Origin of the sequence: Emticicia sp. W12TSBA100-4, from assembly GCF_040253585.1 — a bacterium.
Classification (GTDB): Bacteria; Bacteroidota; Bacteroidia; order Cytophagales; family Spirosomataceae; genus Emticicia.
In genome coordinates this window covers 1-25,353 of the sequence record NZ_JBELAU010000012.1, presented here as the reverse complement: position 1 = coordinate 25,353, position 25,353 = coordinate 1, and the positions used below count along the sequence as shown (strand labels likewise).

The following is a 25,353-nucleotide window of genomic DNA, read 5'->3' as shown; positions in this document are numbered from 1 at the left end:
GAGAGTTGGTTTTGCGAATAAAATGCGTCAACTAAAGATTCTGAATGGATTTTTTCTTTAAATTTGGATATAAATATTAATGCTATGGTCAAAGATAAAGAAATTATCACCCTGCCACGTACATTAGAAGAATTTCAAACTTGGGAGCCAAATGATGGCTTCAAATATGAATGGAATGATGGTGAATTGATTAAATTTACGGGAATGAATAAGCTACAAGTTAAAATTTATGACATCCTTCTTGATTTATTTATTGATAAAGGGTACAAAAAAAGAGGGACATTTGTTGCTGAATACGACGTGCAACTTACAGGAATCCAAATGAGAAGACCTGATGTTGCCTATTTGACAAAAGAACAAATTGAAACTGCCAATAAAGGTACAGATGTAATTCCTGAATTTGTTATCGAAATTATTTCTGGAAACGATAATATAAATAAAGTTGAAGAAAAAATTGGGGAGTACTATAAAGCAGGAATAAAAGTCGTTTGGTTGATTTTTCCAGAGAATAAATCAGTTCATGTTTATACTTCTCGCCGTGATGTAAAGATTTGTATTGAAAATGATATTTGCTCGGCAGCACCTATTTTGCCTGAGTTTGAGATTGGGGTGGATGTATTATTGGGGTGAAAAGCTGCTTGCAGAGTATTGCTGATGTAATTGATTTGAGTCATCTTAAATAGTATTTCAAAAATGATAAGTAGAGGTATCATAACCGATTTATAGAAAGAATATTAAAATTTATGATATTTTGAATACACTATTAATCAAAAAAGAATATTGGGAAACTGGTACTTATATTTCTGAACCTGATGTTTTCTATTTGACAAAAAACAAATTGAGGCTGCTGATAAAAGCAAAGATAATATTACTTTGCTATTGAAATTATCTTTGGAAATCAGTATTAATCACTTTCGGGAAAAAATAGCCTTCAAGTAAAACTTTATAATTATATTTTCTTGTAGTTTTGTAGCAAGAAACCTGACCCCAATATGCACAGAAAACTACTCTTTATTCTTGCCTTTGTATTTATTGCTGAAGTATCACAGGCACAAGCCTTTACATATTATCCATTTAATTCTGTATTTTCGATTGCCACAAATCCCAGTAAAGCTGTTTGGGCTGATTTCAGATTTCAGATGAATTCTTACTTTTCATCACTAAGCACTGAGGTTTCGCCGATGTTTAATTTGAATAAATCAGAACGAGCAAAATTCTACATTGGTGCTGGCGTGAAAGCTAATTTTCTGAATGCTTTAAACCCTGATGCGTCAAAGCAATCGCCATTAGAAGGTTATTGTTTGAATGCAGGGGTCAGAACTTCACCAGTTCAAAAATTACCAAGATTACAGGTCGTTTTTGAACTTTCGCCTTATGCCAACAAAGACTTTGATTTAGGTGTTTTTCGAGCAAATTTAGGTTTGGGCTACGTTTTAGGCAAGAAAAAGCAATAAACTATATTTTACGTTCGTTTGTAGGTTTATGTGAACCAACAACAGTAAACTATAAATGAAAACTTTTGCTACCTTAACGATTACCTTATTGAGTTTTTGTGCATTTTCTCAGCAAAAACTACCATTTATTCCACGCCCAGCTATCTCGTTTTTCTTCAATGAAAAACTCGCAGACAACAAAAAAACGATTTCAAAGTCCGACACGCTTCTCGAAGTGAAAGCTATTTTGCAAGGTGAACAAAAACAAAAAATGCCCAATCTGACCTTTGTGATTAGTGAAGTTGAAGTTGCTCTTATAAGAAATAATAAAAAAATAGCAGGTCTGGTGCTTGCAGAAGGGAAAGGAAGCCTTGCACCACTCGCCTTACTGATTTCGGCAGGAGATAGGTGCCAGCTAACTGTAAAAGGAATAAAATTTCTACATGAGGGTACTTATTCCGATGTAGGCACAGGCGATGTTATTAAAAATTATGTTTTTGAATAAAAATAAGAATAACGTCGGCAGCGTTCGAAACGCTGCCGACGTTTGTGTTTTTTATAGTTTCTTTTCTTTCTCCAATTTTTCTGCTTTACTAAATTGTTTAATGGCCGTCGTAACGATTGGGTCTTGGCTATAAACAATTTGATAAAACTCATTATTTAAACCATTTTTTATGTTTCGTTGCCAAATATGTCGGGCAATATTTGCTTTGATTTGTAGTTTGATAAACTCTTTCGAGCGACCAAACTCAGCAGCATTAAACTTAATTTCAGAATTATTGGCAAGTTTTTTTACTTCTTCGAGCATTGCATCGCTTATCACAAAACTATTTAAAAAAGCACTAAAAGGTTGTTTTTCAAGCGTTTTACGATTTACGTTTGAATAGTTGAGAGCATATTCACGCAAGATATTTTTACCGTAAAGTTCGAGTAAGTATTTGGTAATGTGGCTTGTATCTCTTGGCACAAAAATATCGGGCGTAACGCCACCACCGCCATAAACCGTACGGCCACCTTTGGTTTTGAAACGCATTTTGGGATTATTCTTGATGCTATCAGCAATGAAAAACTCACCCGATTTCCCACGTTCGTCGAGTTCGTGTTCATAGTTTTCTAAATGCCCTTTTTCGTAAGGTTTCTGAATACTTCGTCCACTCGGAATATAATAACGAGAAATTGTTAGGCGTAGCTCTGAGCCATCAGATAGCTGAATTGGCTGCTGAACTAATCCTTTTCCGAAGGTTCGACGACCAACAATCAAGGCACGGTCGTAGTCTTGCAAAGCACCAGAAAGAATCTCCGATGCCGAAGCACTTCCTTCATCAACCATCACTACAATTGCCCCTTTTTCAAACATTCCGTCGTTTCCTGCGTAGGTTTTTCGGTTATTTCGTGAATCTTTACCATCAGTATATACAATCACGTCTTTTCCGCCTACGAGTTCATCAACGATATCGGTTGCTCTGTCCATGTAGCCGCCAGGGTTTCCTCTTAAATCAAGCAATAATTGTTTCATACCTTGTTTTTTGAGGTCGGTCATGTGTTGTTTAAACTCGTCGTAAGTAGTTTCGGTAAAACGATTAATTTTTATGTAAGCTGTTTTTTTATCTTCCATCAGATAGGCCGCATCAATCGAATATTGAGCGATTTTATCTCTCACAACCGTAAACTTTAATAAATCTTTAAATCCTCGGCGTTTTACTTCCAGTTTTACTTCAGTGCCTCGTTTTCCACGCAGACTTGCAAAAATATTCGTGCTGTTGGCTTCTTTTCCTGTCAGTTTATTATTGTTTGCTTTCAGGATGGCGTCGCCACTTTGAATTCCAACTGTTTCAGAAGGTCCGCCCGCCAAAGGTGTAACTACGTAGAGTGTGTCATTAAATACATTAAACTCAATACCGATACCATCGAAGCCACTTTCGAGTTGCGAGCGAGCAATATCGGCTTCTTGCGGCGGAAAATAATAGGTATGTGGGTCGAGTTTTTCGAGCATTTTTGTAATCGAATAATCGACCAACGAATCGGTATTTACGCTATCGACGTAGCTACGATTAATGTACGTCAGAATCTCCTTAAATTTATTAGAACTCCGAGAAATATCACCTCCAACTCGACGTCCGCCAAAAAAAGTTGCCCCAATCAATATTCCAATTACAAGTGTAGTTGCTACCACAATCGGTGTGCGAATCGTTGTTTGATTATTTTGAATTTTATTTTCTTCCACTTTTTATTTTAGTTTAAAGATTGTTTTCTTTGTTTCATATCGTTTCATGTTATTTTGGAAGTCAATACCTTTGAAAAAGGAATATCCCAACAATTTTCAACAATTTGTAACAAATTTAAACAAACACTTAAAAATTAGTTCGTACTTTTAGAAACAGATTCTTGTGATAATAAATTACATTAAATAGCATAAATTTCTATTCTCAACCCCAATTTACTAAAGAAATGTCTGAAAATCAATCTCGACGCTCGTTTCTACAAAACCTCGGTGTCGGACTTGGCACAACGGCGGCCGCTTTTGCCGTACCATCTGTAATGGCTGTGCCAGAAGTTGCCCCTCCAAAAGATGATAAAAAACTCGGTGTTGCCCTCGTTGGTTTGGGTAGTTACGCCAAAAATCAGTTGGCTGTTGCCTTAGAAAATGCCAAAAATTGTTACTTAGCGGCTATCGTAACTGGTTCACCTGCAAAAGCCGAAGAATGGACTAAGAAATACAATTTGCCCAAAGAAAGTGTTTACAACTATCAAAATTTTGATGAAATAGCCAAAAATAAGGCCGTTGATATTATTTACGTGGTTTTACCAAATTCGATGCACCCCGAATTTGTGATTCGTGCGGCAAAAGCTGGCAAGCATGTGATGTGCGAAAAACCAATGGCTAATTCGGTAGCCGAATGCGATGCTATGATAAAAGCCTGCAAAGATGCTGGTGTACAATTGGGTGTAGGTTATCGACTTCATTTTGAGCCATTTACGCAAGAAGTGATGCGAATCGGTCAGAAAAAAGAGAAAGGTAATGTGCGATTCATGCAAACAAATTTCGGCTTTACCATCGGCGACCCAACGCAGTGGCGTTTGAAAAAAGCAATGGCAGGTGGTGGGCCATTGATGGATGTGGGCATTTATTGCGTACAAGCTTCTCGCTACGTAACGGGCGAAGAACCACTTTGGGTAACGGCTCAGTTTGGGCCAATTACTGATAAGGAACGTTTCAAAGATGTAGAGGAAAGTGTTTCGTGGCAAATGGAGTTTCCAGGCGGAGCAATGGTGAATGGTTTTACTTCATATAAATCAAATATTGAGCAACTTTATGTATCGGCCGATAAAGGTTGGCTTCAGTTAGGCCCTGCGTATAGTTATGGACCAATCAAAGGCCGAAGTAATGAAGGAGAAATGAAATTGCCTGTAGTGCATCATCAGACAGTAATGATGGAAGCAATTTGTAAAGAAATGATTGAAACAGGAAAATTCCCGAAACACATCGATGGCGATGAAGGCAAAAGAGATATGAAAATCTTGATGGCCATCTACGAAGCCGCTCAAACTGGAAAACGAATTAGTTTGGTGTAAATTTTGAGATACGAGATGTGAGATAGGGGATTCGAGATTTTAAACACAGGTTTTGGGGAAGATAAAATTTACTTTAATTTTTTCTCGAATCTCCTATCCCTAATCTCATATCTACAAATAAACCATTTTCCAAGTTTTATCGTTATACGTATTCAAACAAAATCTATCAAACACAAATGAAAAAAATCGTTTTACTATTCTCTCTTTTTGTATCAATGGGAGCAATGGCACAAGGCATCAAAACGCCAGCTCCGAGTCCAACCCAAACTATCAAGCAAGACTTTGCACTTTCATCAATCGAAGTAAATTATTCTCGTCCGTTGGCTAAAGGTCGTAAGATTTTTGGTGATTTAGTGCCTTTTGGTGCTATGTGGAGAACGGGTGCTAATGGTGCAACCAAAGTAACTTTCGGAGAAGATGTGAAAGTTGGAGGTGTAGCAGTAAAAGCAGGTTCGTATGCACTTTATTCTATTCCAAATGCTGGTGAGTGGGAAATTATCTTGAACAAAGGCGTAAACAATGGTGGCTTGAATGGTTACAAAGTAGAAGAAGACGTAGCTCGTTTCAAAGTAAAATCAATGAATTTACCAATGAATATCGAATCGTTCACGATTATTATTGGTGATGTAATGGCTGCATCGGCAAATATCCAAATCATGTGGGAAAACACAGTTGTTAGTATTCCAGTAGAAGCTGACATTGATAGCAAAATCATGAAATCAATTGATGCAGCTATGAATGTTGATAGCCGTCCGTATTTTGCAGCAGCCAGCTATTATTTTGATAATGGTAAAGATATGGCAAAAGCATTGGAGTGGGTAAACAAAGCAATTGATGCTCAACCAAGTGCTTATTGGATGGTGCACTTAAAAGCAAAAATCCAAGCTAAAATGGGTGATAAAGTTGCTGCAAAAGCAACAGCCACGAAAGGAATTGAGTTAGCAAAAGCTGGTGGAAACCCGGATTATGTAGCTTTAAATGAAAAATTGATTGCTACGTTGAAGTAAGGGTTGTTTCACAACCTAATAAATACTAAACGCCTCCAGTTTAATCAAAACTGGAGGCGTTTAGGTATCTTACTTACAAGCTTATTCTTTATAATATCCATTCACAATAAATGACTCATTGGGTTTTAAATTATACATAAACCCTCGCCTTAAAATAATGACAACTGCACAAGTTGCACGACCATAACTGGCAGGTATCACATCATCAAAGACTAATACTTTTTCAACACTTGAAGGACTAATATCAAAATCCAAATTATCAATATCATCTTGTGTAAGTTCTTGTGAATCAACAAAAACTTTGAGACCTGGCCCATGCCTACGTTTACGTACAGGAATAATGCTAAATAGTAAACCTGACATTGTTGATGCATTTGTTACTCTATTTTCATCTAAAACAAAATTTGGCCTTATTCCATTTATCGTATTTGGGTCAATTTTCTTAGCCTTTACTACAACTTCTTCGAGCATTATATTTTCTCGTTCTTTTCTGATTTTCTCTAAAGTCAACATGTTTTTTTTCTTTTCCAATTCAGCTAACTCGTAAGAATTATCAACCAATTTCCAGTTAATAGGTAGTTTTTGGCTATAAATAGGAGGTATCGATAGTGTAGAATCTAACGTTATTGTATTATTTGGAGCAACAAACGTCACCCTCTTTTTGCCATAAAAATCAAGATTTTCAAAAACAAATTTATCTCTACTTGTTATAAAGAAAGGAGTAGTTTTTTGTTTAGTTGTATCATCTTTCGGTGCGGTCAAAACCATTGAAAGTGAAATTTCTTTTTTCTGTTCTTTGCCATTCAGACGATTTATTCGTCCAGAAATAGAAAGACCTTTTTCAATTACAAACGGAAAAGCGGTATTAATTCTTAATGAATGTGAAGGGGCTTTAGTCAATAAAACTTTGTCTCTTCTTAAAATATCGGCCGATGTCTTACTTGATGCAATTTCAATAGTACGTTCGCCCAGTTCACGCCCATTTTTATCAACTAAAAAACATTGAATCAGTCCATCCAAATCATTTTTAGGAATAATAATTAGTAGTGATGGTTTATTATTCAGATAATATTTCCAATAAATCAATTGCCCATCTTTCATTAAAACCAAACCAACAGAATCGGTTTTAACATTATTGTTTTGTATAAAAACCCGAATTTTCTCTTTATTACTCAAATTATCAATCATCAAAACTGTGCCTTCAGTTTGTGCATTTTGGAGTAAAAAGGACTTGTTATTGACGACAATTCGGTATTTTTCGTCAATTTTTGGTACCAAGTCAAAAACTGCAAGCCCTAAAGTGTCTGTTTGCGAATTAGCCAATGTATCATTTTTATTGCTTATTAATAAAAACGGCACACTCATTTTTAAACCAAAATTATCTTTGGCTTCAATCGCAATTTTAGATTTTAGTCCATTAACCAAATATCCTCCTTCAACATGAATTGTCAAAGTATCGAAGTACGTTTGTTTATTGACCTTAGATATTTCCTCTTTAAAATTTTGAGAAAAAATAGTAAAGTTTTGTTTGAAAAAACCTTTCTCCGAAAAATTTCTCATCCAATTTGTATAAGCTCTTATTTGATAATGACCAGTTGCTAAATCAGATGGAAGCACGAAAGAAAGCGAAGCATGAGCATTATCCAGTTTTAAAGTGAATCGTTTTAGTAGTTTTCCATTGGTCAAATCAATAAAATCAACATATAACGGAATACTTATTTGTGTTTCACTTTTAGTATCTGCTTCCTTAACTATTGCAACAATACTAATTTTTTCGCCAGCTAAATAATAACTTTTAAGTCCATTAACGGTCACAACTTCATTCGGATTTTCAACTAATTTTTCAAGGAAGAGGGGCATTTGGGCAAAGACTTTCAACGAACACACAAAAAGTAGAAAAATCAAATTAATTCTCATAAGGTTGCAGTTTAAATAGATAATATTGTGTTTTTTTGAGAAAATCATTCTAAAGAGAAAATGCAATTAAGGATTGAAAGGTTGTATTATAAAAGTTGTTTTTTGAATTAGTTAAGAAATACACCTAAGTACTTACTTTGAGAAAACTGAAAGGAGGTCCTTTACATCCAGAACGAGCGTTTTTTAACGTTTTTTTTCTTAAAAAAACAAAATCCGTCAAATAAAAATTATCCAAAAAAAATTGATTTGGCAAATAATTTATCCTAATTTTGTCTAATATTTAGAAAAAGCAACTAAATAAAGAATTTTAAAAGGATAATTTAACTTATATCAATAATGTCAGCAGCAAAAAAAACTTATCTCCCTTACAAGGTAAAAGACATCACTCTTGCCGATTGGGGTCGCAAAGAAATTAAATTAGCAGAAGCCGAAATGCCAGGTTTAATGGCAATCCGTGCTGAATATGGCCCGTCGAAACCATTGGCAGGTGCAAGAGTAGCAGGATGTTTACACATGACAATCCAAACGGCTGTTCTTATCGAAACCCTTGTGGAGTTAGGTGCTGAAGTAACTTGGTCTTCTTGTAATATCTTCTCAACTCAAGACCACGCTGCTGCTGCTATTGCTGCTGCTGGTATTCAGGTGTATGCTTGGAAAGGTCAAACAGCCGAAGAATTCGACTGGTGTATTGAGCAAACTTTGTTTTTCGGTGAAGAACAAAAACCATTGAACATGATTTTGGATGATGGTGGAGACCTTACAAACATGGTATTTGATGTATATCCAGAGCTTATCGCTGGTATCAAAGGTTTATCAGAAGAAACTACTACGGGTGTTCACCGTTTGTATGAGCGTATGAAAAATGGCACATTATTCTTGCCAGCTATTAACGTAAATGACTCAGTAACAAAATCGAAATTCGATAATAAATACGGTTGTAAAGAATCATTAGTTGATGCGATTCGTCGTGCAACTGACGTAATGATGGCAGGTAAAGTTGCTGCTGTTGCAGGTTATGGTGATGTAGGTAAAGGTTCGGCAGAATCACTTCGTGGTGCTGGTTGCCGTGTATTGGTTACTGAAATCGACCCAATCTGTGCTTTACAAGCGGCAATGGATGGCTACGAAGTAGTTCCGATGGACGAAGCAGTAACTCGTGCGAATATCTTCGTAACGGCTACTGGTAACGTAAACATCATCCGTGACCGTCACTTCAAGGCAATGCGTGATAAGGCTATCGTTTGTAACATCGGTCACTTCGATAACGAAATCGACATGGCTTGGTTGAACCAAAACTATGGTCACACAAAATCGACTATCAAACCACAAGTTGATATGTATGAAGTGGATGGCAAAGAAATCATTATCTTAGCAGAAGGACGTTTAGTAAACTTAGGTTGTGCAATGGGACACCCATCATTCGTGATGTCATGCTCATTCTCTAACCAAACGTTGGCACAAATCGAATTATGGAACAACCCAGAGAAATACGAGAAAAAAGTTTACGTTCTTCCTAAGCAATTAGATGAGAAAGTAGCTGCTTTTCACTTGGCTCACGTGGGTGCTAAATTAGATACTTTAGATGCAGAACAAGCTGCTTACATCGGTGTAACACCAGAAGGTCCATTCAAATCTGAAATGTATCGTTATTAATTAGTCGATAATCCATGGACGAAAGTCGATAGTATTTTATATCAAAACGCTCATTTATTGAAAAATAGATGGGCGTTTTGTTTTTCTTATCGTAGGAGTGTCCAACTTGGACGTTCTTGGAGTAAAATAAGATAAATTCAGGAAAACGTCTATCTTTTTATGCTTTAAGTCTCCAAAGTGCTTACAAATGCTTTTTAATCACTAATTTCACTTCGTTAAATCATCCCTTCATCAAATTCACTAAATTACTAACCATGAACAAGAAAATTGTCATTTTATTGGCAGCGTTTGCAATGTGTTTTGGGTCTTTCGCTCAAGATGCTGTAAGCTACCAACTCCCACCTAAAGAAGTTGCTGATTTGCTTTTGGCAAAACCCACACCCGATGTAAGCATCGACAGTCAAGGCGAATGGATGCTCCAAAGCGAACGTAATTCTTATCCGACCGTTGAGGAATTAGGTCAGCCTGAAATCCGCATTGCAGGTTTGAGGTTAAACCCCAATAATTTCTCGCCAAGCCGACAAACTTTTATCAATAATTTTACACTGAAAAACATCAAAACTGGCAAAGAATTTAAAATCAGTGGCTTACCAGCAAATATGTTGGCAGGAAATGTAAGATGGAGTCCGAATGAAAAGAAGATTGCTTTCACGAATACCACCAACAACCGAGTTGATTTGTACATTGTTGACGTAGCTACCAAAGTAGCGACTAAAGTCAATAAAAAGGCCTTAAACGTAGTTTTAGGTGCTGATTTGACTTGGTTCGACGATAATGCGATTGTCTATAAAACCGCAATTAGCTTGCCAAGTGCCGCACCTGCAAAGCCAATCACGCCAAAAGGCCCAACCGTACAGCAAAATATCGGAAAAGCAGCACCAGGCCGCACTTACCAAGATTTAATTAAAACTCCTCACGATGAACAACTTTTTGAGTTTATGGCAACCGCTCAAATGGTGATTAATCGTGGAGGTGTTGAAACGCCGATAGGTAAACCTGCCATTTACGAATCTTATACGCTATCTCCCGATAAAAAATATTACTTGTTAGAGGTTTTGAAGAAACCATTTTCATATTTGGTTACTGCCAGTGGTTTTCCAACATCAGTTTCGGTAGTTGATGTTACTGGGAAATTGGTAAAAGAAATAGCAGATTTGCCAAGTGCCGAAACACGACCTTCGGGAAATGATAATGTACAGAATATACCTCGTGGTTTTGAATGGAGAAGCGATGAAGCCGCAACTTTAGTTTGGGCAATGCCTTTGGATAGTGGATTGATAAAAAAGAACGTAGAATTTCACGATGTAGTTTATGCACAAGCAGCCCCTTTCAAGGCCGAAAAACAAGAGTTATTCAAAACCAAAATGCGTTTCCGTGGCATAACTTGGGGAAATGAAAGCTTTGCGTGGGTTTCAGAAGGTCTTGCAGGCAAACAAACAGTCAAAGTGAGTAGATATAATAGTAGTACAAAAACGATTTCTACACTTTTTGAACGCAATACTACCGATGCTTATGGAAACCCAGGTTCGCCTTTGATGGAGAAAAATAGTTTTGGTAAACAGGTGATTTTGGTAGAGGGAAACAAGATTTTCTTGAACAACACGGTTGGTTCTTCGCCAAAAGGAGATTTGCCATTTTTGAGCCTTTTTGATATTGACACCAAGAAAACCGAACAACTTTGGCGTTGCAGCGAAGGTACGTATGAGTTTATAGTAGATGTGTTGGATGCTAAAAACTTGACATTTATTACTCGTAAAGAATCGAAAACTGATGTACCTAATTTTTATATCAAAAACTTGAAATTACGCATTGCTGATATGCCAATAACGGCATTTACAAACCCTTATCCTGCATTGGTGGGTGTAACGAAACAAAAAGTAAAATATACCCGCAAGGATGGTATCGAACTTACTGGAGATTTGTATTTACCAAAAGGTTATAACAAAGAGAAAGATGGCCCATTGCCAGTATATATGTGGGCGTATCCGAGAGAGTTCAATAATGCGGCTGATGCCGCTCAAGTACGTGGAAGCGAGAATAGATTTATAACTATTGCTTGGGGAAGCCCGATTTACTACGTAACGCAAGGTTTTGCGGTGCTTGATAATGCCGAAATGCCAATCGTGAGCAAAGGTGGTGATACCAAACCAAACGATAATTTTATTGAGCAACTCACACTAAATGCCGAAGCGGCGGTTAATCATTTGGCCGAAATGGGCGTAGGTGATAAAAACCGTATGGCAGTTGGCGGGCATAGCTACGGTGCGTTTATGACTGCCCATTTATTGAGTCACACAAAGTTGTTTAAGGCAGGAATTGCACGAAGTGGTGCTTATAATAGAACACTGACACCATTCGGTTTTCAGGCCGAAGACCGCACTTATTGGGAAGCTCCAGATTTGTATTACAAAATGAGTCCGTTTAGCTACGCCGATAAAATCAAAACGCCACTTTTATTGATTCATGGTGATTCTGATGATAATCCTGGTACTTTCCCGATTAATAGTGAGCGTATGTTTGCCGCTATCAAGGGACACGGAGGAACCGTACGTTTTGTATTTTTACCTTACGAAGCTCACGGCTACCGTGGTAAGGAAAACCTTCTTCACATGCTTTGGGAGCAAAACGAATGGTTGAAGAAATATGTAAAAGAGGCTAAATAAGTCGAAATTTCTATATGCAAAACGCCCAGTTATTGAGATAGCTGGGCGTTTTTGATTTTCTTATTCTTTCAAACCAGTATTAAGGACTGGTTTTTCAAAGCTCCATTCGCTGCGTTCGAGTTTTCTTTGTGTCGGATAAATTTCGTCAAGGGTATTTCCATCATAAATTCGGCCATTTTTGATAACCATTTTAACCGAATTAGAATTACGAATATTTTCTAAGGGGTTTTTATCTAAAATTAGTAAATCAGCCAGCTTTCCGTTTTCGATACTTCCTAAATCTTTGTCAAGTCCAAGAGCAGTAGCACCCAAAATCGTGGCGGTGCGGAGAGCATCATGGTTTTTCATTCCTCCACTTTGCATCGACCACAACTCCCAGTGATAGCCCAAACCTTGAAACTCTCCGTGACTACCAATTCCTGCTAAAGCTCCACTTTCAACCATTGATTTCATTGACTTGGCGTGTTTTTGGAATACATGCTCTTCTGGCATAAACCAAGCTGGCACACGACGAGTTTTTTCGGCCAATTCTTCATAAGGCATGAAGTTTTGCATCTTTTTATCGTGGTAAGGATTTTCGGTTTCAAAATAAAAAATCTCAGCAAAAGGTCCACCGTAAGCTACCAAAAGTGTAGGTGTAACACACATTTTTGAAAAAGAAATAGCCTTTACTACATCATTATAAAGCGGATAAACAGGAATGGCATGTTCGTGGCCAGGGTATCCATCGAGCATATTGGTCATGTTTAGCTTGTAATTCAAACCTCCCTCCGTTGTTGGCATCAATTGTTGTCCTTTAGCAGCTTTTATAATCCATTGACGAATTTGGCGATTGCCTGTCAAATACATTTTTATGTATTTAGTATTATAGTATTTGCTGTATTGACGTAAAGCATTGATAGCCTGCGTTGAATCTTTGATATTATATGACCAATACCCAACACCTGGGCCTGTTGAGTAAACTCTTGGACCAACCATTTTGCCAGCCTCTACCATATCCGAATAGGTAAGCACGTCTGTTGTAGCGGTCTGAGGGTCACGGGTAGTGGTAACTCCATAGGCAAGATTGGCAGAATATACCCACGCCTGATTTTTTTGAATACCCCATTGCGGCCACATGTGAGCGTGCGTATCGACAAAACCTGGAATAATAGTTTTCCCTTTAGTATCAATTACTTTTGCCCCAGTAGTATTCTTGAGTGTTCCGCTTTTTCCATAGCTTTTGATTCGATTGTTCTCTATCAAAATATCTCCATTTTCAATTATTTCATCGCCTTTCATTGTGATGATTCTTGCTCCTTTCAATAAAACATTTCCAGTCGGAGCATCTTTTGCATAGAAAACTTTGATTTCTACTTCTTGAATTTTGTATTTAGGGTCTTCTTTCTTTGGAGTTGCTTTTTTGCTTACATTCGAGCTATCGGATTTTACCTTCACTGAATCGGTTTTGGCTTTATTGAGCGAATCAGCTTTTTGTTTTTCTTGCAGTTTTTTGGCAGTTTTTAAACTATCATCAAAAGCTTTTGACTTCTCTAAATCATATACAAAATGAAAACGCCCCAAAGACCAATGTACTTTTTGAGCATTGCTCGACCATGCAGGAAACTCCCCTCCTAATTCGGTTAACTTTTTTGCAGGAAACTGCGAAGCCGAAGGCTCAGAAACAGAGATATTAACGGTTTTACCTGTTTTAGGAATACTCACTACATAAATTTCATTATTGATTTGAGCCAAGGCTTTTTCGCCATCAGGTGACATCAAAGTTTGCGAAGCGGGCGAAGGTTTATTAACTTCCATAGCTTCGGCGGTTTTTTCTGAAAGCATACAATTATGCACAAATTCCTCTCCTTCGATACTCATTCCGTAGGTCGTGATTCCTGTAATTTTAGCGTGAACTTTTTCATCAGTTCCATCCCATTTGATAGATTGAATTGCACCTTCACTTCCACTCAAATAAATACGGTCTTCATTTTTTACAAAGTGAGGATTACTACGGTCACGAGCTTTATCAATGATAGTGATATTTCCGCCATTGGCATCAATCCAGCAAATTTCATCTTCGGCATTATTAGCTACTGGCCCGATAGATTCACGATAGCTTTGTAACTTACTGCGAATAAATACAATTCTGTCACCTTTAAGTGTCCAAACAGGTTGGCTGTAAAGGGCAGAAATAGATGTTAGTTTTTGTAAATTCGCTGCTCCGTTTGTATTGGCTTTGTATAGATTTCCACCTTCGGGTGTCCACGTTGTAAAGACTAATTGTGTTCCATCTGGCGACCAAGCAAGATTGGCTTCTGTAAAGTCATTGTTGCTAAGACGTCGAGGAGTACCATTCGGAAAATCCATCACATAAGCTCGATTGAGTGCTGTAAAAGCTAATTTACGGCCATCGGGAGAAGGAACTGCGTCACGAATTTGGGTAACAAGTGCGTGGGTTGTGTCAGAGATTGGATACTTAAATTCGAGTTGAGGCCCCATTTCAAGTTCCATGTTTACGTCAAATGGAATTTCGGTAGAGCTACCACCATTAATGGCAACTTTGTAAATTTTACCACCATAAGAAACGATAAGGTTTTGATTATCTGGCGTGAAAGACATGGCAGGTAAAACACCCATGGTTGCGATTGACTCTTGTTCATCTCTTTGAACTGGATAAGCCAGCCATTTTTCATCGCCAGACTGTAAGTTTCTTAAAACCAAACCTGTTTTATCTTCAAATCGTGAGCCATAAACCAGCCATTTACCATCGCTCGAAAGTGTAGGCGTAAAAGCTGAGCCATATCTTGATGTAATGGTGGTACGTTTGGCATTTTCACGGTCATAAATACCAATTTGGTACTGTGGCATCATGGCATTGTAATTCCAAGCACCTGTTCGTTGCGAAAAATAAATATATCGACCGTCGTGGCTAACAGCAGGGTCAATTGTTTTTAATTTTTCTGGTTGGTCGATGAGTTGTACGCCTCCACCTCCGTCTTGGTGTACCATCCAAAGTTGCACATTCATTCGGCCTTTTGAGAAAACAATATAATTTCCATCGGGAGTCCAATCAGCAGAAGCGTAGTTTTGGTCACGGTCTTTGGTTACTTGAACGGTGTCTTTTTTATTAAAATCAATGTACCAAATATTATCAGAGCCACTTCTGTCGGAGATAAATAGTAACTTTTTGCCATCTGGACTATATCTTGGGTGCGTATCGTATGCCAAACCTTTGGTAATAGTTGTTGCTTTTCCACCACCGAATGGGATTGTGTAAATATCTCCGACCAAATCAAAAGCAATGTTTTTTGCATCGGGACTTACATCCACCGAGAGCCACGTACCTTCAGAGATGGTGTGTTTGAATTTTCGAGTTGCTTTCAAAGGTAAATCCTTATACCGCACATATTGAGTTGTATCTTTTTTTAGAGAGTCACTCAGAAAATGTTTATCAAAAGAGTTTTTCCCATTAACAGCTCCTACTACTAATGTAAAAGAAAGTATTTCTATGATAATTGCAGTGAAGAGCGACAACATTAAATAATTAGTAAACTTTTTGTTCATTGATAGAAATGTTTTTAGTTGATAATCAAATATAAATAAAACATTTGAGATTTAGCTTTAGTGAGAATTATCCAACAAAAAAATCCCCAAATGATGTAGCATTTGAGGATTTTTTAGCTTAACTGAATGTTATTTCTTCGGTGGCACAGTCCCCATTTTGATTAAAACTGCATCTGTGAGGTCATCTTTTCCATTATCGGCAGAATAAAGCATCACTGTATTTGATTCTCTATTTCCTGAATCAGCATTTCTTCTGAACACAATCTTATAACCCTTTTCGGCAGCTACGGTCTTGATAGTTGCATTTACTTTTTCTCGAATTGCCAGAAATTTATCTTGAATCATTTTTTGTAATTCGGTCTCTGAATTTGCCTGAAATTCTTCTGCATCTTTCTTAAGGTTCTGCACAAGTTTTAGTTTAGCATTTAAAGAATCGGTTGTAAGCCCTGTAATATCTTTCATCATGGCTTGATAAGCTTCATATTCTTCTTGATATTTTTTTGCTTTTTGCTCAAGTTTTGTTTCAAAACCTACTTTTTTTGAAGCGATTTCGGCTTGAAGATTCTTCATTTCTTTTACATTCTGAAGAATATAATCTTCATAAACATACGCAAGTTTTAGGCCTTGTGTAGCTGGCTTAGGTGCCTGTGAAAATCCTAATTGACTGATTAGTACTATAATAGCGATAAAAACTGTTTTTTTCATTAGTTTGATTTGGGTGTTTTTTTAATCAAAATTACGGAATATTTTTTACCGAAAACAAAAAAGACGAGTAAAACTCGCCTTTTTATCGAACCGCAATCTGTGAACTGTTGTTCGTTGACTGTGGACTAAATTAGATTCTTGACAAGATTTGCTCGCCCATTGCATCTGTTCCCAAAATCATATCTTTTGGTGTGTTGGCATCTGCAATATCGCCCGTACGGTAGCCAGCTTTCAAAGTGGCATCTACGGCAGCAATAATCGCCTCCGATTCGGCTTTTAAGCCAAATGAAATATCCAACATCAAAGCGGCTGATAAAATCGAAGCCAATGGATTCGCAACTCCTTTTCCAGTAATATCGTGAGCCGAACCATGGATTGGCTCATAAACGCCCGTGCTATCGCCCACCGAAGCCGAAGCTAACATTCCCATCGAACCAGCAATTTGTGAAGCTTCGTCGGTAAGAATATCTCCGAAAAGATTTCCTGTTACTACCACATCAAATTTACGTGGGTCTTTGATTAAAAGCATGGCTGCTGCGTCAACAAATTGGTGTTCGAGTTGTACTTCTGGGTAGTCTTTGGCTACTTCAAGCACTACTTCACGCCACAAACGGCTACTTTCGAGTACGTTTGCTTTGTCAACCGACATCAACTTTTTGCCACGAGTCATGGCAGCATCAAATGCCTTGCGTGCGATACGCTCAACTTCGTATTTTGAATAAATCATGGTATCGTAAGCGGTATTTCCTTCGTCGATACGCTCACGTTTTCCGAAATAAACATCACCTGTTAATTCACGGAAGAACAAAATATCTGCACCTTTCAAAAGCTCTGGTTTGATGCTTGATGCTTCTAATAATTCATCAAAAAGTTTGATAGGTCGAAGATTGGCATAAAGACCTAATTCTTTACGCATTTTCAATAAACCTTGTTCTGGACGAACTTTTGCCGAAGGGTCGTTATCATATTTTGGGTGGCCTACTGCACCGAATAAAACGGCATCAGAGGCTTTCATTTTTACGAGTGTTTCTTCGGGAAGCGGGTCGCCAGTTGCTTCGATGGCAGCATGACCGATGAGTGCTTCGTCATATGTAAATTCATGACCAAATTTTGCAGCGATTTTCTCTACTACTTTTTTACCAACGGCAGTTACTTCCTGCCCAATTCCGTCTCCTGGGACGATTAGAATATGTTTTTTCATTTTTTATTTGAGGCACAGAGGAGCAAAGGCACAGAGGGACAAAGTTATACTTAAAACCACAAGAGTTATAAAGTATAAATTAGGCATTTATGGCACAAGACTACAACGTGTCATTTTTTTAATTTATTAATCAAACTTGATAACATTCTTTCAATCTCACGACTTTGTTCAAATAAAGATTGAAAGTCACTTTCTGAAATATAATTGAGATTAAAGGCAATTTCTATTTGGGTTTGAATCTCAAACAATGAACCCAAAGCTATTTGTAAAAATCGAGTATAATCACCAGTACTATTTCTGCCATAGCCTTCTGCAATATTACTTGGAATTGAAACAGCAGAACGTCTAATTTGTGAGGTAAGACCAAATTGCTCGTTTTGAGGCAGTAAAGCACTTTTTGAATAAATATTTGTAACAAATTGCATAGCCTTTTGCCAAACAATCAAATCTCGATATGTTTTTATTGAACTATCCAATTTATGTAAAGTTACGTTTAATTTTACTTTGTGCCTTTGTCACTATGAACCTTTGTGCCTATAAACTAAATCAAATTCAGCATCTTCTGAGTAGCTTTGATAGCTGAAACAGTTTGGTCTGAATCTAAACCACGAGTTTTGAAGCTTTTTCCGTTGTATTCCCAACTAATGATGGTCTCACAAAGTGCATCGGTTTTTCCGCCTGGCGGAATCCTTACGGCATAGTCTGTCAGCGTTGGAAGACTTTGTTTCTTTTTCAGATAAATTTTCTTCAAGGCATTCATAAAGGCATCGTATTGACCATCGCCTTGGGCGTTTTCTTCAAAAATATCCTCGTCGATTTTTACCATTAAAGTGGCCGATGGACGAAGGTTTTTCGAGTGAGTCATTACATAATTAAGCACATGCACTCGCTCGGCAACTGCCTCACTATCAAGTACATCGGAGATAATGTATGGCAAATCTTCTTTCGTGACGACTTCCTTACGGTCGCCGAGTTCGATGATTCTTTGTGTAACTTTCTTGATTTCTTCGGGTGAAAGAGAAATACCAATTTCTTGGAGGTTTTTCTCAATATTAGCCTTACCTGATGTTTTTCCGAGAGCGTATTTTCGAGTACGTCCGAAACGCTCAGGCATCAAATCGTTGAAATAAAGATTGTTTTTATTATCGCCGTCGGCATGGATACCCGCCGTTTGCGTAAATACGTTTTCGCCAACGATTGGCTTATTTACAGGAATACCAAAGCCCGAAAAACTCTCAACGATTTTACTAACCGTATGCAAAGACTGCTCAACCACCGAGGTAGTAACATCGGGCATAAAATCATTAATAACCGCAATCGTACTGGCCAACGGTGCATTTCCTGTGCGTTCGCCCATGCCATTTACAGTTAGGTGCAAGCCTTGTATGCCTGCACGAATGGCCTCCATAACGTTGGCTACGCTCAAATCATAGTCATTATGAGCGTGAAAATCGAAATGCTGAGTTGGATAACGCTCAACGATAGCTTTGATAAAATCGTAGGTTTCGTAAGGTGTCAAAACTCCCAATGTATCGGGCAAAAGCACTCGTTTGATTGGTTGTGTACTCAGAAAATCGAGAAATTGAAAAACGTATTCTTGTGAATTTCGCATTCCGTTGCTCCAATCTTCTAAATAAACATTTGCTTCAATACCTTTCGATTTTGCCAATGAAATCACCTGTGCAATTTCGCCAAAGTGCTGTTCGGGTGTTTTTTTCAACTGGTGCGTCAGATGATTCATTGAGCCTTTGGTCAATAAATTCATAACTTTAGCACCTGCTTGTAGCATCCAGTTGATAGAAGCTTCACCATCGACAAAGGTCAAAACCTCTACTTTTTCAAGCAAATTATGTTCTTTTGCCCAATTGGTAATTTTTTGTACAGCTAATAATTCACCTTCCGAAACACGAGCAGAAGCCACCTCAATTCTATCCACTTTCACTTCAGTGAGTAGCATCTGGGCGATTGCCAGTTTTTCGGTAGCTGAAAAAGACACTCCGCTGGTTTGTTCACCATCACGGAGCGTTGTATCCATTATTTCAATGTGTCGCATCTTCAATTTTGAATGTGCGAATGATAGAATGATAGAATAATAAAATGGTTTAACCCATTCACTCATTCATTCATTTAATCATTCAAAATTAATAAAGACTCTTCTCAGCAAAGGCCGAAATCTCTGATTTTACAGATTGAAGATAATCAATATCGTCGTAGCCGTTAATCATGTTATTCTTTTTGTAGCCGTTTATGCCGAAACTCTCCGACTCGCCCGTTGCCAAAATAGTGATGGTTTGGGCAGGAAGATTTACTTCGAGTTCGGTATTTGGGTCTGCCTCAATAGCCGTGAAGATTTTATGCAAAAATTCTGGACTAACTTGCACTGGAAGAATACCAATATTCAAGGCATTTCCTTTGAAAATATCAGCAAAGAAACTCGACACTACGCAACGGAAACCGTAGTCGTAAATCGCCCAAGCGGCGTGTTCACGGCTTGAACCACTACCGAAGTTGCGGCCACCTACAAGGATTTTGCCCGAATAGATAGGGTTGTTTAATACGAAATCTGCTTTCGGAGTATCGTCAGCGTTATAACGCCAGTCTCTGAATAAGTTTTTGTCGAAATCGACTCTGCTTGTTGCTTTCAAGAAGCGTGCAGGGATAATTTGGTCGGTATCCACATTTTCGATGGGCATCGGAACTGCGGTGCTTTTGAGTACTGTAAATTTATCGTATGCCATTTTATCTGTCTATATTTTTACCACTAAGGGACAAAGTATCACTAAGCCTTTTCTTAGTGAACCTTAGTTTCTTAGTGGTTGAGTTTTATAAAAATTCTCTTGGGTCAGTAACTTTTCCTGTAACAGCCGCTGCTGCTGCCACTAACGGAGATGCCAAAAGTGTTCTTGCACCTGGTCCTTGACGGCCTTCAAAGTTTCGGTTTGATGTTGAAACTGCATATTTTCCAGCAGGAATTTTATCATCGTTCATCGCCAAACACGCCGAGCAACCTGGCTGACGCAAAGCAAAACCAGCTTCAGTCAAAATATCCAAGATACCTTCTTCTTTGATTTGAGATTCTACGATGTGCGAACCTGGTACTAACCAAGCCGTTACGTTATCCGCTTTTTTGCGTCCTTTCACGATTGAAGCAAAAGCACGGAAATCTTCGATACGGCCGTTTGTACAGCTTCCTAAGAAAACATAATCAATTGGTTTACCAACGATTTGGTCGTTTTCGGCAAAGCCCATATAGTTTAATGATTTTGCATAAGATGCAGCACCATCAAGTACTTCAGCGGCTTGAGGGATATTTTTAGAAATACCTGTTCCCAAACCTGGGTTTGTTCCGTAAGTGATTTGTGGCTCAATTTCAGAAGCATCAAAAGTATATTCAATATCGAAAACTGTTCCTTCTTCGGTTTTGAGGGTTTTCCAGTAAGCCAAAGCTTTGTCCCAAGCCTCGCCTTTTGGAGCTTGCTCACGGCCTTGCAAGTAGGCGAAAGTAGTTTCGTCAGGGGCAATCATGCCACCTCTCGCACCCATTTCGATTGACATATTACAAACTGTCATACGTCCTTCCATCGTCATGTTTTCAAAAACCTCACCAGCATATTCACAGAAATAGCCTGTTGCACCTGCTGCCGAAAGTTTTGAAATAATAAAGAGCGTTACGTCTTTTGGCAATACGCCTTTGCCCAATTTACCATTGATGGTCACACGCATTTTCTTTGGTTTTGGCTGCATGATACATTGCGAAGAAAGTACCATTTCCACCTCAGAAGTACCAATTCCGAAGGCTATTGCACCAAAAGCACCGTGCGTAGAAGTATGAGAGTCGCCACAAACGATAGTCATACCAGGAAGTGTAATGCCATTTTCTGGTCCAACTACGTGAACGATACCATTTTTTGCGTGACCTAATCCCCAGTGCGAAATGCCGTATTTAGCCGAATTTGTTTCCAATGCTTTCAACTGATTGGCCGAAAGTGGGTCTTGAACCGGCAAATGTTGGTTGATTGTTGGTGTATTATGGTCGGCTGTTGCAAATGTACGATTTGGGAAAAGTACGCCTAAACCACGACTTTCAAGACCCAAAAAGGCAACTGGACTCGTTACTTCGTGAATGAAGTGGCGGTCGATGAATAAAACGTCGGGCCCGTCTTCGATGTTACGAACAACGTGGGCATCCCATACTTTGTCAAATAATGATTTTGGTGCTGACATATTTTTTTAATTGTTTTAATGCGTTTTTTGTTTGTTCGCCGCCGTAGAGACGTTGCATTTCAACGTCTCTACCAACCAACCGTCCCTATTCGGGTTTCATCTCCTCTCCAAACATTCTATCTTCTTCCCAATTCAAAGGATTATTGATAATGTACTGGCTAATAATATTAAATGCCTCGTCATCACGAATAATATTGTCCCAAAAGCGTGTTTGCCATTCAAAATTCAATGTCGGAAATGCGGCATGAATGTGTTTTGTACATATTGATTTGTATGACCGAATAATGGTTGAAATCGACCCAGATTTTGGTGATATTTTTTGATAAAATTCGTTTTTGTTCTCGGTAGAGACGTTGCATTGCAACGTCTCTACGGGGGCGATTATGTCGATATTTTCATCAAAACCATTTTTATTCACAATTAAAATACCATGAATATGATTAGGCATCACTACAAATTCACCCAATTCGATAAATGGAAAATGATTAGGAATTTCATACCAAAAGCCCTGCACAATCGCACCAATGGTCGATAGTCTCATTTTGCCTTTTTCACATTCTCCCAAAAAATATTGTCGGTTTTTCGTACAAATCGTAATAAAATATGCCCCATTTGTGCCATAATCCCAGTTGGGATGTCTTGCCGAAGGAATGCGATATTTATTTTGGAATTTGTCCGCCATTGGAGTTTGTGGAATAGGCGATGCAAAATTGAGTATAATAACCTAATAATGATTAACGAAATACGACCAAAAAATAACGTTTTTGGTTTAAGCTATTTTATTGGGCGTAAAACCGTATTTTTCTTTGAAGGCTTTGATGAAATGAGAAACGCTTTCATAACCGATTTCGAGACTTATCTCGGAAACATTTTTCTTTGAGTTTTGTAGAAGAAAATAGGCATACTCCAAACGCTTATTTCTAATCCAAGCGGCGGGAGAAGTATGAAATTGTAGTTCAAAATCACGTTTGAAAGCCGAAAGGCTTCGCCCCGAAATTTGGGCTAATTCGGCAATCGAAAGAGGTTTTAGGTAGTAATTTTCAAGAAAATAAGCCAAATCTGCTTTCTGACCTTGATAAATATTAAAAAGGGTCTGACGAAATTGGTCGCTGCGGTCGAGTTCGATGAGATGCAGCATCAACTCATTGAATTTCAGTCTTAAAAACTGATTCATGAGTTTCGTGCGAGTGCTAAAAAACGGAATCAGCGAATCAACAAACTTATCGAAGTTTTCGCTGCTTTCGAGGCTCAAGATTTGTTCGATAGCGTTTTCGGTCAAATCCTCAAAAAGTGTGAGGTTTTGGGCCACAAATTCTTTCAGCAGGTTTTCGGGAAAGAAAAAAACAAGACTACGATAATTGACATCAATAGATTCGTTCATCGAATAACAGCCCCGTTGAAAAAATAGGATTTGGCCTTTCTGAACGTGAATGTCTTGTGTAGGAGAAATAAACTTTTTTTCGCCTTCGAGTACATAAATAATGGCGTGTTCCTCAAAGAAAATCTCGTTTTTTGAAGGATAAATATTATTTCGATAAGCCACAAAAGTCATGTCCTGAATCTGCAAAGACTCAAATTCTTTTGAACTTATCGAAGAAGGAACACGGAGCATGACTGAAAACTTTTATTTCGGCCAAATATACAGGATAAAAATGAATCTTAATAAAAACTACTTTATAGTCCGTTGTCTGTGACGACACAAACAACGGACTTAAATCAATCAATAAACTTTCTCATAATATTCCGCCGCCATGCGGTCAGAATCAAAGAACGCATTTACATCATTCATGCTCTGTAAAACCATTCTTTGCCATTCGTCGGGGCGGTCGTAGTACATAGGCAAAATTTTATTTTCGAGCATATCGAGCATGTTATGAATATCAACTCTATCTCGTTCCCAATCAGGCGAATGCGGAGCATCTGGTACAACGAATGAGTTCTGCTCAGTAGCAAATTCACAAACCCAGCCATCAAATGTCGAAAAGTTCAAAGAGGCATTCATGGCAGCAGTCATTCCGCTCGTACCAGACGCTTCACGAGTTACGATTGGCGTATTAAGCCAAACATCCGAGCCATCTTTGATAAGTTTCGATAAGTTCAATTCATGTCCAGTCAGCACTGCCATATTTGGGTAAAGATGACTCAAATAATAGAGTTGATTGAAATTATTGATTGCTCCACCATCAAACGGATAAGGTTTTCCTGCCCAAATAAACTGAATCGGGTATTTAGTATTTTTCATCAATTTATCGAAGCGTTCACGGTCACGAGTGAGCAAATCGGGGCGTTTGTAAGCCGCAAAACGTCTTGCCCAAATGATTGTAAACACATCGGGTTTAAAGAGTTTGCCTGCTTGGTCGGCTACGGTTTTGAACAATACTTCTTTCAGTTCTTTTTTGCGAGAAGCTATCATTTTTACATCGCTTTTCTTGCGGGCTTTTTCTAAAATATCGTCAGCCCAATAAAGATTATTTTGGGCATTGGTAACGTGCGTAATTTCACAAATTCCTTTATAATCCCCCCACATTTTGCGGGAAACGTCGCCGTGAAGTTTAGATACGGCATTGGCTTTTCGGCTCAAACGTAAAGCAACTAACGAGTGATTGAAAACATTATCAGTAATTCCAGAAATCTTACGTACTTCATTCATCGGTACGCCCGCAAAGAAATTCATGCTTTCAAGCATATTGATGTCGTGTTTTTCATTACCTGCTTCTTCCGGTGTGTGAGTCGTGAAAACCAAACGTTTTTTTACATCGGCCACTTTTCCAAATTTCTTGTACAGATGAAAAGCCCCCGAAAGTGCATGAGCTTCATTGAAATGATACACATCGGGTTCGTAATTGATTTTATCCAGAAAAGTAGTTCCGCCAATACCCAAAAGCATACATTGAGCCACTTTGATAGAGGCATCGGCATCGTAAAGATGATAGGAAAGTGACCTACCCCAAGTATCATTGCCATCGGTGTCGGTGGTCAGAAAAAACATCGGGACAGTGCCAAAAGTAGTTGGGGGTAAGAAATACGCAGCCACCCAAACGGCACGATTTTGCACATTAATCTGAAATTTTACGCCAGTATCTTGCAAAAAACTATACATTTTCTCACGAAACTGCACGGCCATACTGTTGTCGGTATTGCGAACTTGGTCGTAGTAACCATATTTCCACAAAATACCAATACCAACAAGGTTTTGCTTCAGTTGATACGCACTACGCATGTGCGAGCCAGCCAAAAAACCGAGTCCGCCAGAATAGGTTTTTAATGCTTGGTCGATGGCAAATTCCATCGAAAAATAAACGGCAGATTTCTTAAACTTTGGGGCAAAGGAATACGGATGAGCAAATTGCTCAGGAAGATTTTTCATTTTATCATAGGTTATTTTCTATGACAAATGTAGAGAAATTTCTCAATTTACGTATAAAGAACTA

At 38.2% G+C, this 25,353-nt stretch carries 19 protein-coding genes; 7 read left to right on the top strand and 12 right to left on the bottom strand.

Going from position 1 to position 25,353, the window contains the following annotated elements; translation table 11 throughout:
* The first annotated feature begins 84 nt into the window (after window positions 1–84).
* From ABR854_RS18265 to ABR854_RS18255, 3 genes are all read left to right on the top strand, one after another.
* Window positions 85–630 (top strand): Uma2 family endonuclease, encoded by a 546-nt coding sequence (locus ABR854_RS18265; RefSeq protein WP_350267238.1) that lies wholly within the window; start codon window positions 85–87, stop codon window positions 628–630.
* A 362-nt stretch (window positions 631–992) separates the two neighbouring features.
* Window positions 993–1,454, top strand: a complete 462-nt coding sequence (locus ABR854_RS18260) for a hypothetical protein (RefSeq protein WP_350267235.1) — start codon at window positions 993–995, stop codon at window positions 1,452–1,454.
* A gap of 55 nt (window positions 1,455–1,509) precedes the next feature.
* Window positions 1,510–1,938, top strand: coding sequence for a hypothetical protein (locus ABR854_RS18255; RefSeq protein WP_350267234.1), 429 nt, complete (start codon window positions 1,510–1,512; stop codon window positions 1,936–1,938).
* Between the two features lie 51 nt (window positions 1,939–1,989).
* On the opposite strand, the gene ABR854_RS18250 is transcribed toward ABR854_RS18255, so the two are convergent.
* Window positions 1,990–3,657 (bottom strand): S41 family peptidase, encoded by a 1,668-nt coding sequence (locus ABR854_RS18250; RefSeq protein WP_350267232.1) that lies wholly within the window; start codon window positions 3,655–3,657, stop codon window positions 1,990–1,992.
* 224 nt (window positions 3,658–3,881) lie between these two features.
* Here ABR854_RS18250 and ABR854_RS18245 point away from each other — a divergent pair, with 224 nt between their 5' ends.
* On the top strand, window positions 3,882–5,006 hold the full coding sequence (locus ABR854_RS18245) for a Gfo/Idh/MocA family protein (protein WP_350267230.1): 1,125 nt from the start codon (window positions 3,882–3,884) through the stop codon (window positions 5,004–5,006).
* A gap of 176 nt (window positions 5,007–5,182) precedes the next feature.
* Complete coding sequence (locus tag ABR854_RS18240; protein ID WP_350267228.1) at window positions 5,183–6,013, top strand: DUF2911 domain-containing protein; 831 nt, start codon at window positions 5,183–5,185, stop codon at window positions 6,011–6,013.
* A gap of 81 nt (window positions 6,014–6,094) precedes the next feature.
* Here ABR854_RS18240 and ABR854_RS18235 read toward each other — a convergent pair whose 3' ends face one another.
* A complete protein-coding gene (locus ABR854_RS18235; protein ID WP_350267226.1) occupies window positions 6,095–7,930 on the bottom strand; it encodes a hypothetical protein in 1,836 nt (611 codons plus the stop codon).
* A 336-nt stretch (window positions 7,931–8,266) separates the two neighbouring features.
* Between ABR854_RS18235 and ahcY the strand changes: the two genes are divergently transcribed.
* Together ahcY and ABR854_RS18225 are read left to right on the top strand one after the other, a co-directional pair.
* Entirely contained in the window at window positions 8,267–9,583 is a 1,317-nt protein-coding gene (ahcY, locus tag ABR854_RS18230; RefSeq protein ID WP_350267224.1) for an adenosylhomocysteinase, read from the top strand.
* A 254-nt stretch (window positions 9,584–9,837) separates the two neighbouring features.
* A complete protein-coding gene (locus ABR854_RS18225) occupies window positions 9,838–12,246 on the top strand; it encodes an alpha/beta hydrolase family protein (RefSeq protein ID WP_350267222.1) in 2,409 nt (802 codons plus the stop codon).
* 60 nt (window positions 12,247–12,306) lie between these two features.
* Here the strand turns inward: ABR854_RS18225 and ABR854_RS18220 are convergent, their stop codons facing one another.
* From ABR854_RS18220 to glgP, 10 genes are all read right to left on the bottom strand, one after another.
* Window positions 12,307–15,792 (bottom strand): amidohydrolase family protein, encoded by a 3,486-nt coding sequence (locus ABR854_RS18220; protein WP_350267220.1) that lies wholly within the window; start codon window positions 15,790–15,792, stop codon window positions 12,307–12,309.
* A 129-nt stretch (window positions 15,793–15,921) separates the two neighbouring features.
* On the bottom strand, window positions 15,922–16,497 hold the full coding sequence (locus tag ABR854_RS18215) for an OmpH/Skp family outer membrane protein (RefSeq protein ID WP_350267218.1): 576 nt from the start codon (window positions 16,495–16,497) through the stop codon (window positions 15,922–15,924).
* Between the two features lie 130 nt (window positions 16,498–16,627).
* Window positions 16,628–17,698, bottom strand: coding sequence for a 3-isopropylmalate dehydrogenase (gene leuB, locus ABR854_RS18210; RefSeq protein ID WP_350267216.1), 1,071 nt, complete (start codon window positions 17,696–17,698; stop codon window positions 16,628–16,630).
* Between the two features lie 110 nt (window positions 17,699–17,808).
* Entirely contained in the window at window positions 17,809–18,174 is a 366-nt protein-coding gene (locus ABR854_RS18205) for a four helix bundle protein (protein WP_350267214.1), read from the bottom strand.
* A gap of 65 nt (window positions 18,175–18,239) precedes the next feature.
* Window positions 18,240–19,751: a hydroxymethylglutaryl-CoA lyase-like TIM-barrel protein gene (locus ABR854_RS18200; protein WP_350267213.1), complete on the bottom strand. Its 1,512-nt coding sequence runs from the start codon at window positions 19,749–19,751 to the stop codon at window positions 18,240–18,242.
* An 88-nt stretch (window positions 19,752–19,839) separates the two neighbouring features.
* Entirely contained in the window at window positions 19,840–20,436 is a 597-nt protein-coding gene (leuD, locus tag ABR854_RS18195) for a 3-isopropylmalate dehydratase small subunit (RefSeq protein ID WP_350267211.1), read from the bottom strand.
* Window positions 20,437–20,521: 85 nt separating this feature from the next.
* Entirely contained in the window at window positions 20,522–21,922 is a 1,401-nt protein-coding gene (gene leuC, locus ABR854_RS18190; protein WP_350267209.1) for a 3-isopropylmalate dehydratase large subunit, read from the bottom strand.
* Window positions 21,923–22,007: 85 nt separating this feature from the next.
* On the bottom strand, window positions 22,008–22,604 hold the full coding sequence (locus ABR854_RS18185; protein ID WP_350267207.1) for a transposase: 597 nt from the start codon (window positions 22,602–22,604) through the stop codon (window positions 22,008–22,010).
* 87 nt (window positions 22,605–22,691) lie between these two features.
* The gene (locus ABR854_RS18180; RefSeq protein ID WP_350267205.1) at window positions 22,692–23,534 is read right to left on the bottom strand and encodes a helix-turn-helix domain-containing protein; all 843 of its coding nucleotides are present in this window, start codon (window positions 23,532–23,534) and stop codon (window positions 22,692–22,694) included.
* Between the two features lie 108 nt (window positions 23,535–23,642).
* Window positions 23,643–25,289 carry an alpha-glucan family phosphorylase gene (gene glgP, locus ABR854_RS18175; protein WP_350267203.1) on the bottom strand — a complete coding sequence of 549 codons (1,647 nt, stop codon included), beginning with the start codon at window positions 25,287–25,289 and terminating at the stop codon, window positions 23,643–23,645.
* Window positions 25,290–25,353 lie beyond the last annotated feature (64 nt).

Coding starts and splice junctions, on each gene's coding strand:
- ABR854_RS18260 (WP_350267235.1), top strand. CDS start 993: ATGCACAGAAAACTACTCTTTATTCTTGCCTTTGTATTTATTGCTGAA.
- ABR854_RS18255 (WP_350267234.1), top strand. CDS start 1,510: ATGAAAACTTTTGCTACCTTAACGATTACCTTATTGAGTTTTTGTGCA.
- ABR854_RS18225 (WP_350267222.1), top strand. CDS start 9,838: ATGAACAAGAAAATTGTCATTTTATTGGCAGCGTTTGCAATGTGTTTT.
- ABR854_RS18265 (WP_350267238.1), top strand. CDS start 85: ATGGTCAAAGATAAAGAAATTATCACCCTGCCACGTACATTAGAAGAA.
- ABR854_RS18240 (WP_350267228.1), top strand. CDS start 5,183: ATGAAAAAAATCGTTTTACTATTCTCTCTTTTTGTATCAATGGGAGCA.
- ABR854_RS18245 (WP_350267230.1), top strand. CDS start 3,882: ATGTCTGAAAATCAATCTCGACGCTCGTTTCTACAAAACCTCGGTGTC.
- ahcY (WP_350267224.1), top strand. CDS start 8,267: ATGTCAGCAGCAAAAAAAACTTATCTCCCTTACAAGGTAAAAGACATC.
- leuB (WP_350267216.1), bottom strand. CDS start 17,698: ATGAAAAAACATATTCTAATCGTCCCAGGAGACGGAATTGGGCAGGAA.
- ABR854_RS18185 (WP_350267207.1), bottom strand. CDS start 22,604: ATGGCGGACAAATTCCAAAATAAATATCGCATTCCTTCGGCAAGACAT.
- ABR854_RS18215 (WP_350267218.1), bottom strand. CDS start 16,497: ATGAAAAAAACAGTTTTTATCGCTATTATAGTACTAATCAGTCAATTA.
- ABR854_RS18180 (WP_350267205.1), bottom strand. CDS start 23,534: ATGCTCCGTGTTCCTTCTTCGATAAGTTCAAAAGAATTTGAGTCTTTG.
- ABR854_RS18200 (WP_350267213.1), bottom strand. CDS start 19,751: ATGCGACACATTGAAATAATGGATACAACGCTCCGTGATGGTGAACAA.
- ABR854_RS18235 (WP_350267226.1), bottom strand. CDS start 7,930: ATGAGAATTAATTTGATTTTTCTACTTTTTGTGTGTTCGTTGAAAGTC.
- leuD (WP_350267211.1), bottom strand. CDS start 20,436: ATGGCATACGATAAATTTACAGTACTCAAAAGCACCGCAGTTCCGATG.
- ABR854_RS18220 (WP_350267220.1), bottom strand. CDS start 15,792: ATGAACAAAAAGTTTACTAATTATTTAATGTTGTCGCTCTTCACTGCA.
- glgP (WP_350267203.1), bottom strand. CDS start 25,289: ATGAAAAATCTTCCTGAGCAATTTGCTCATCCGTATTCCTTTGCCCCA.
- leuC (WP_350267209.1), bottom strand. CDS start 21,922: ATGTCAGCACCAAAATCATTATTTGACAAAGTATGGGATGCCCACGTT.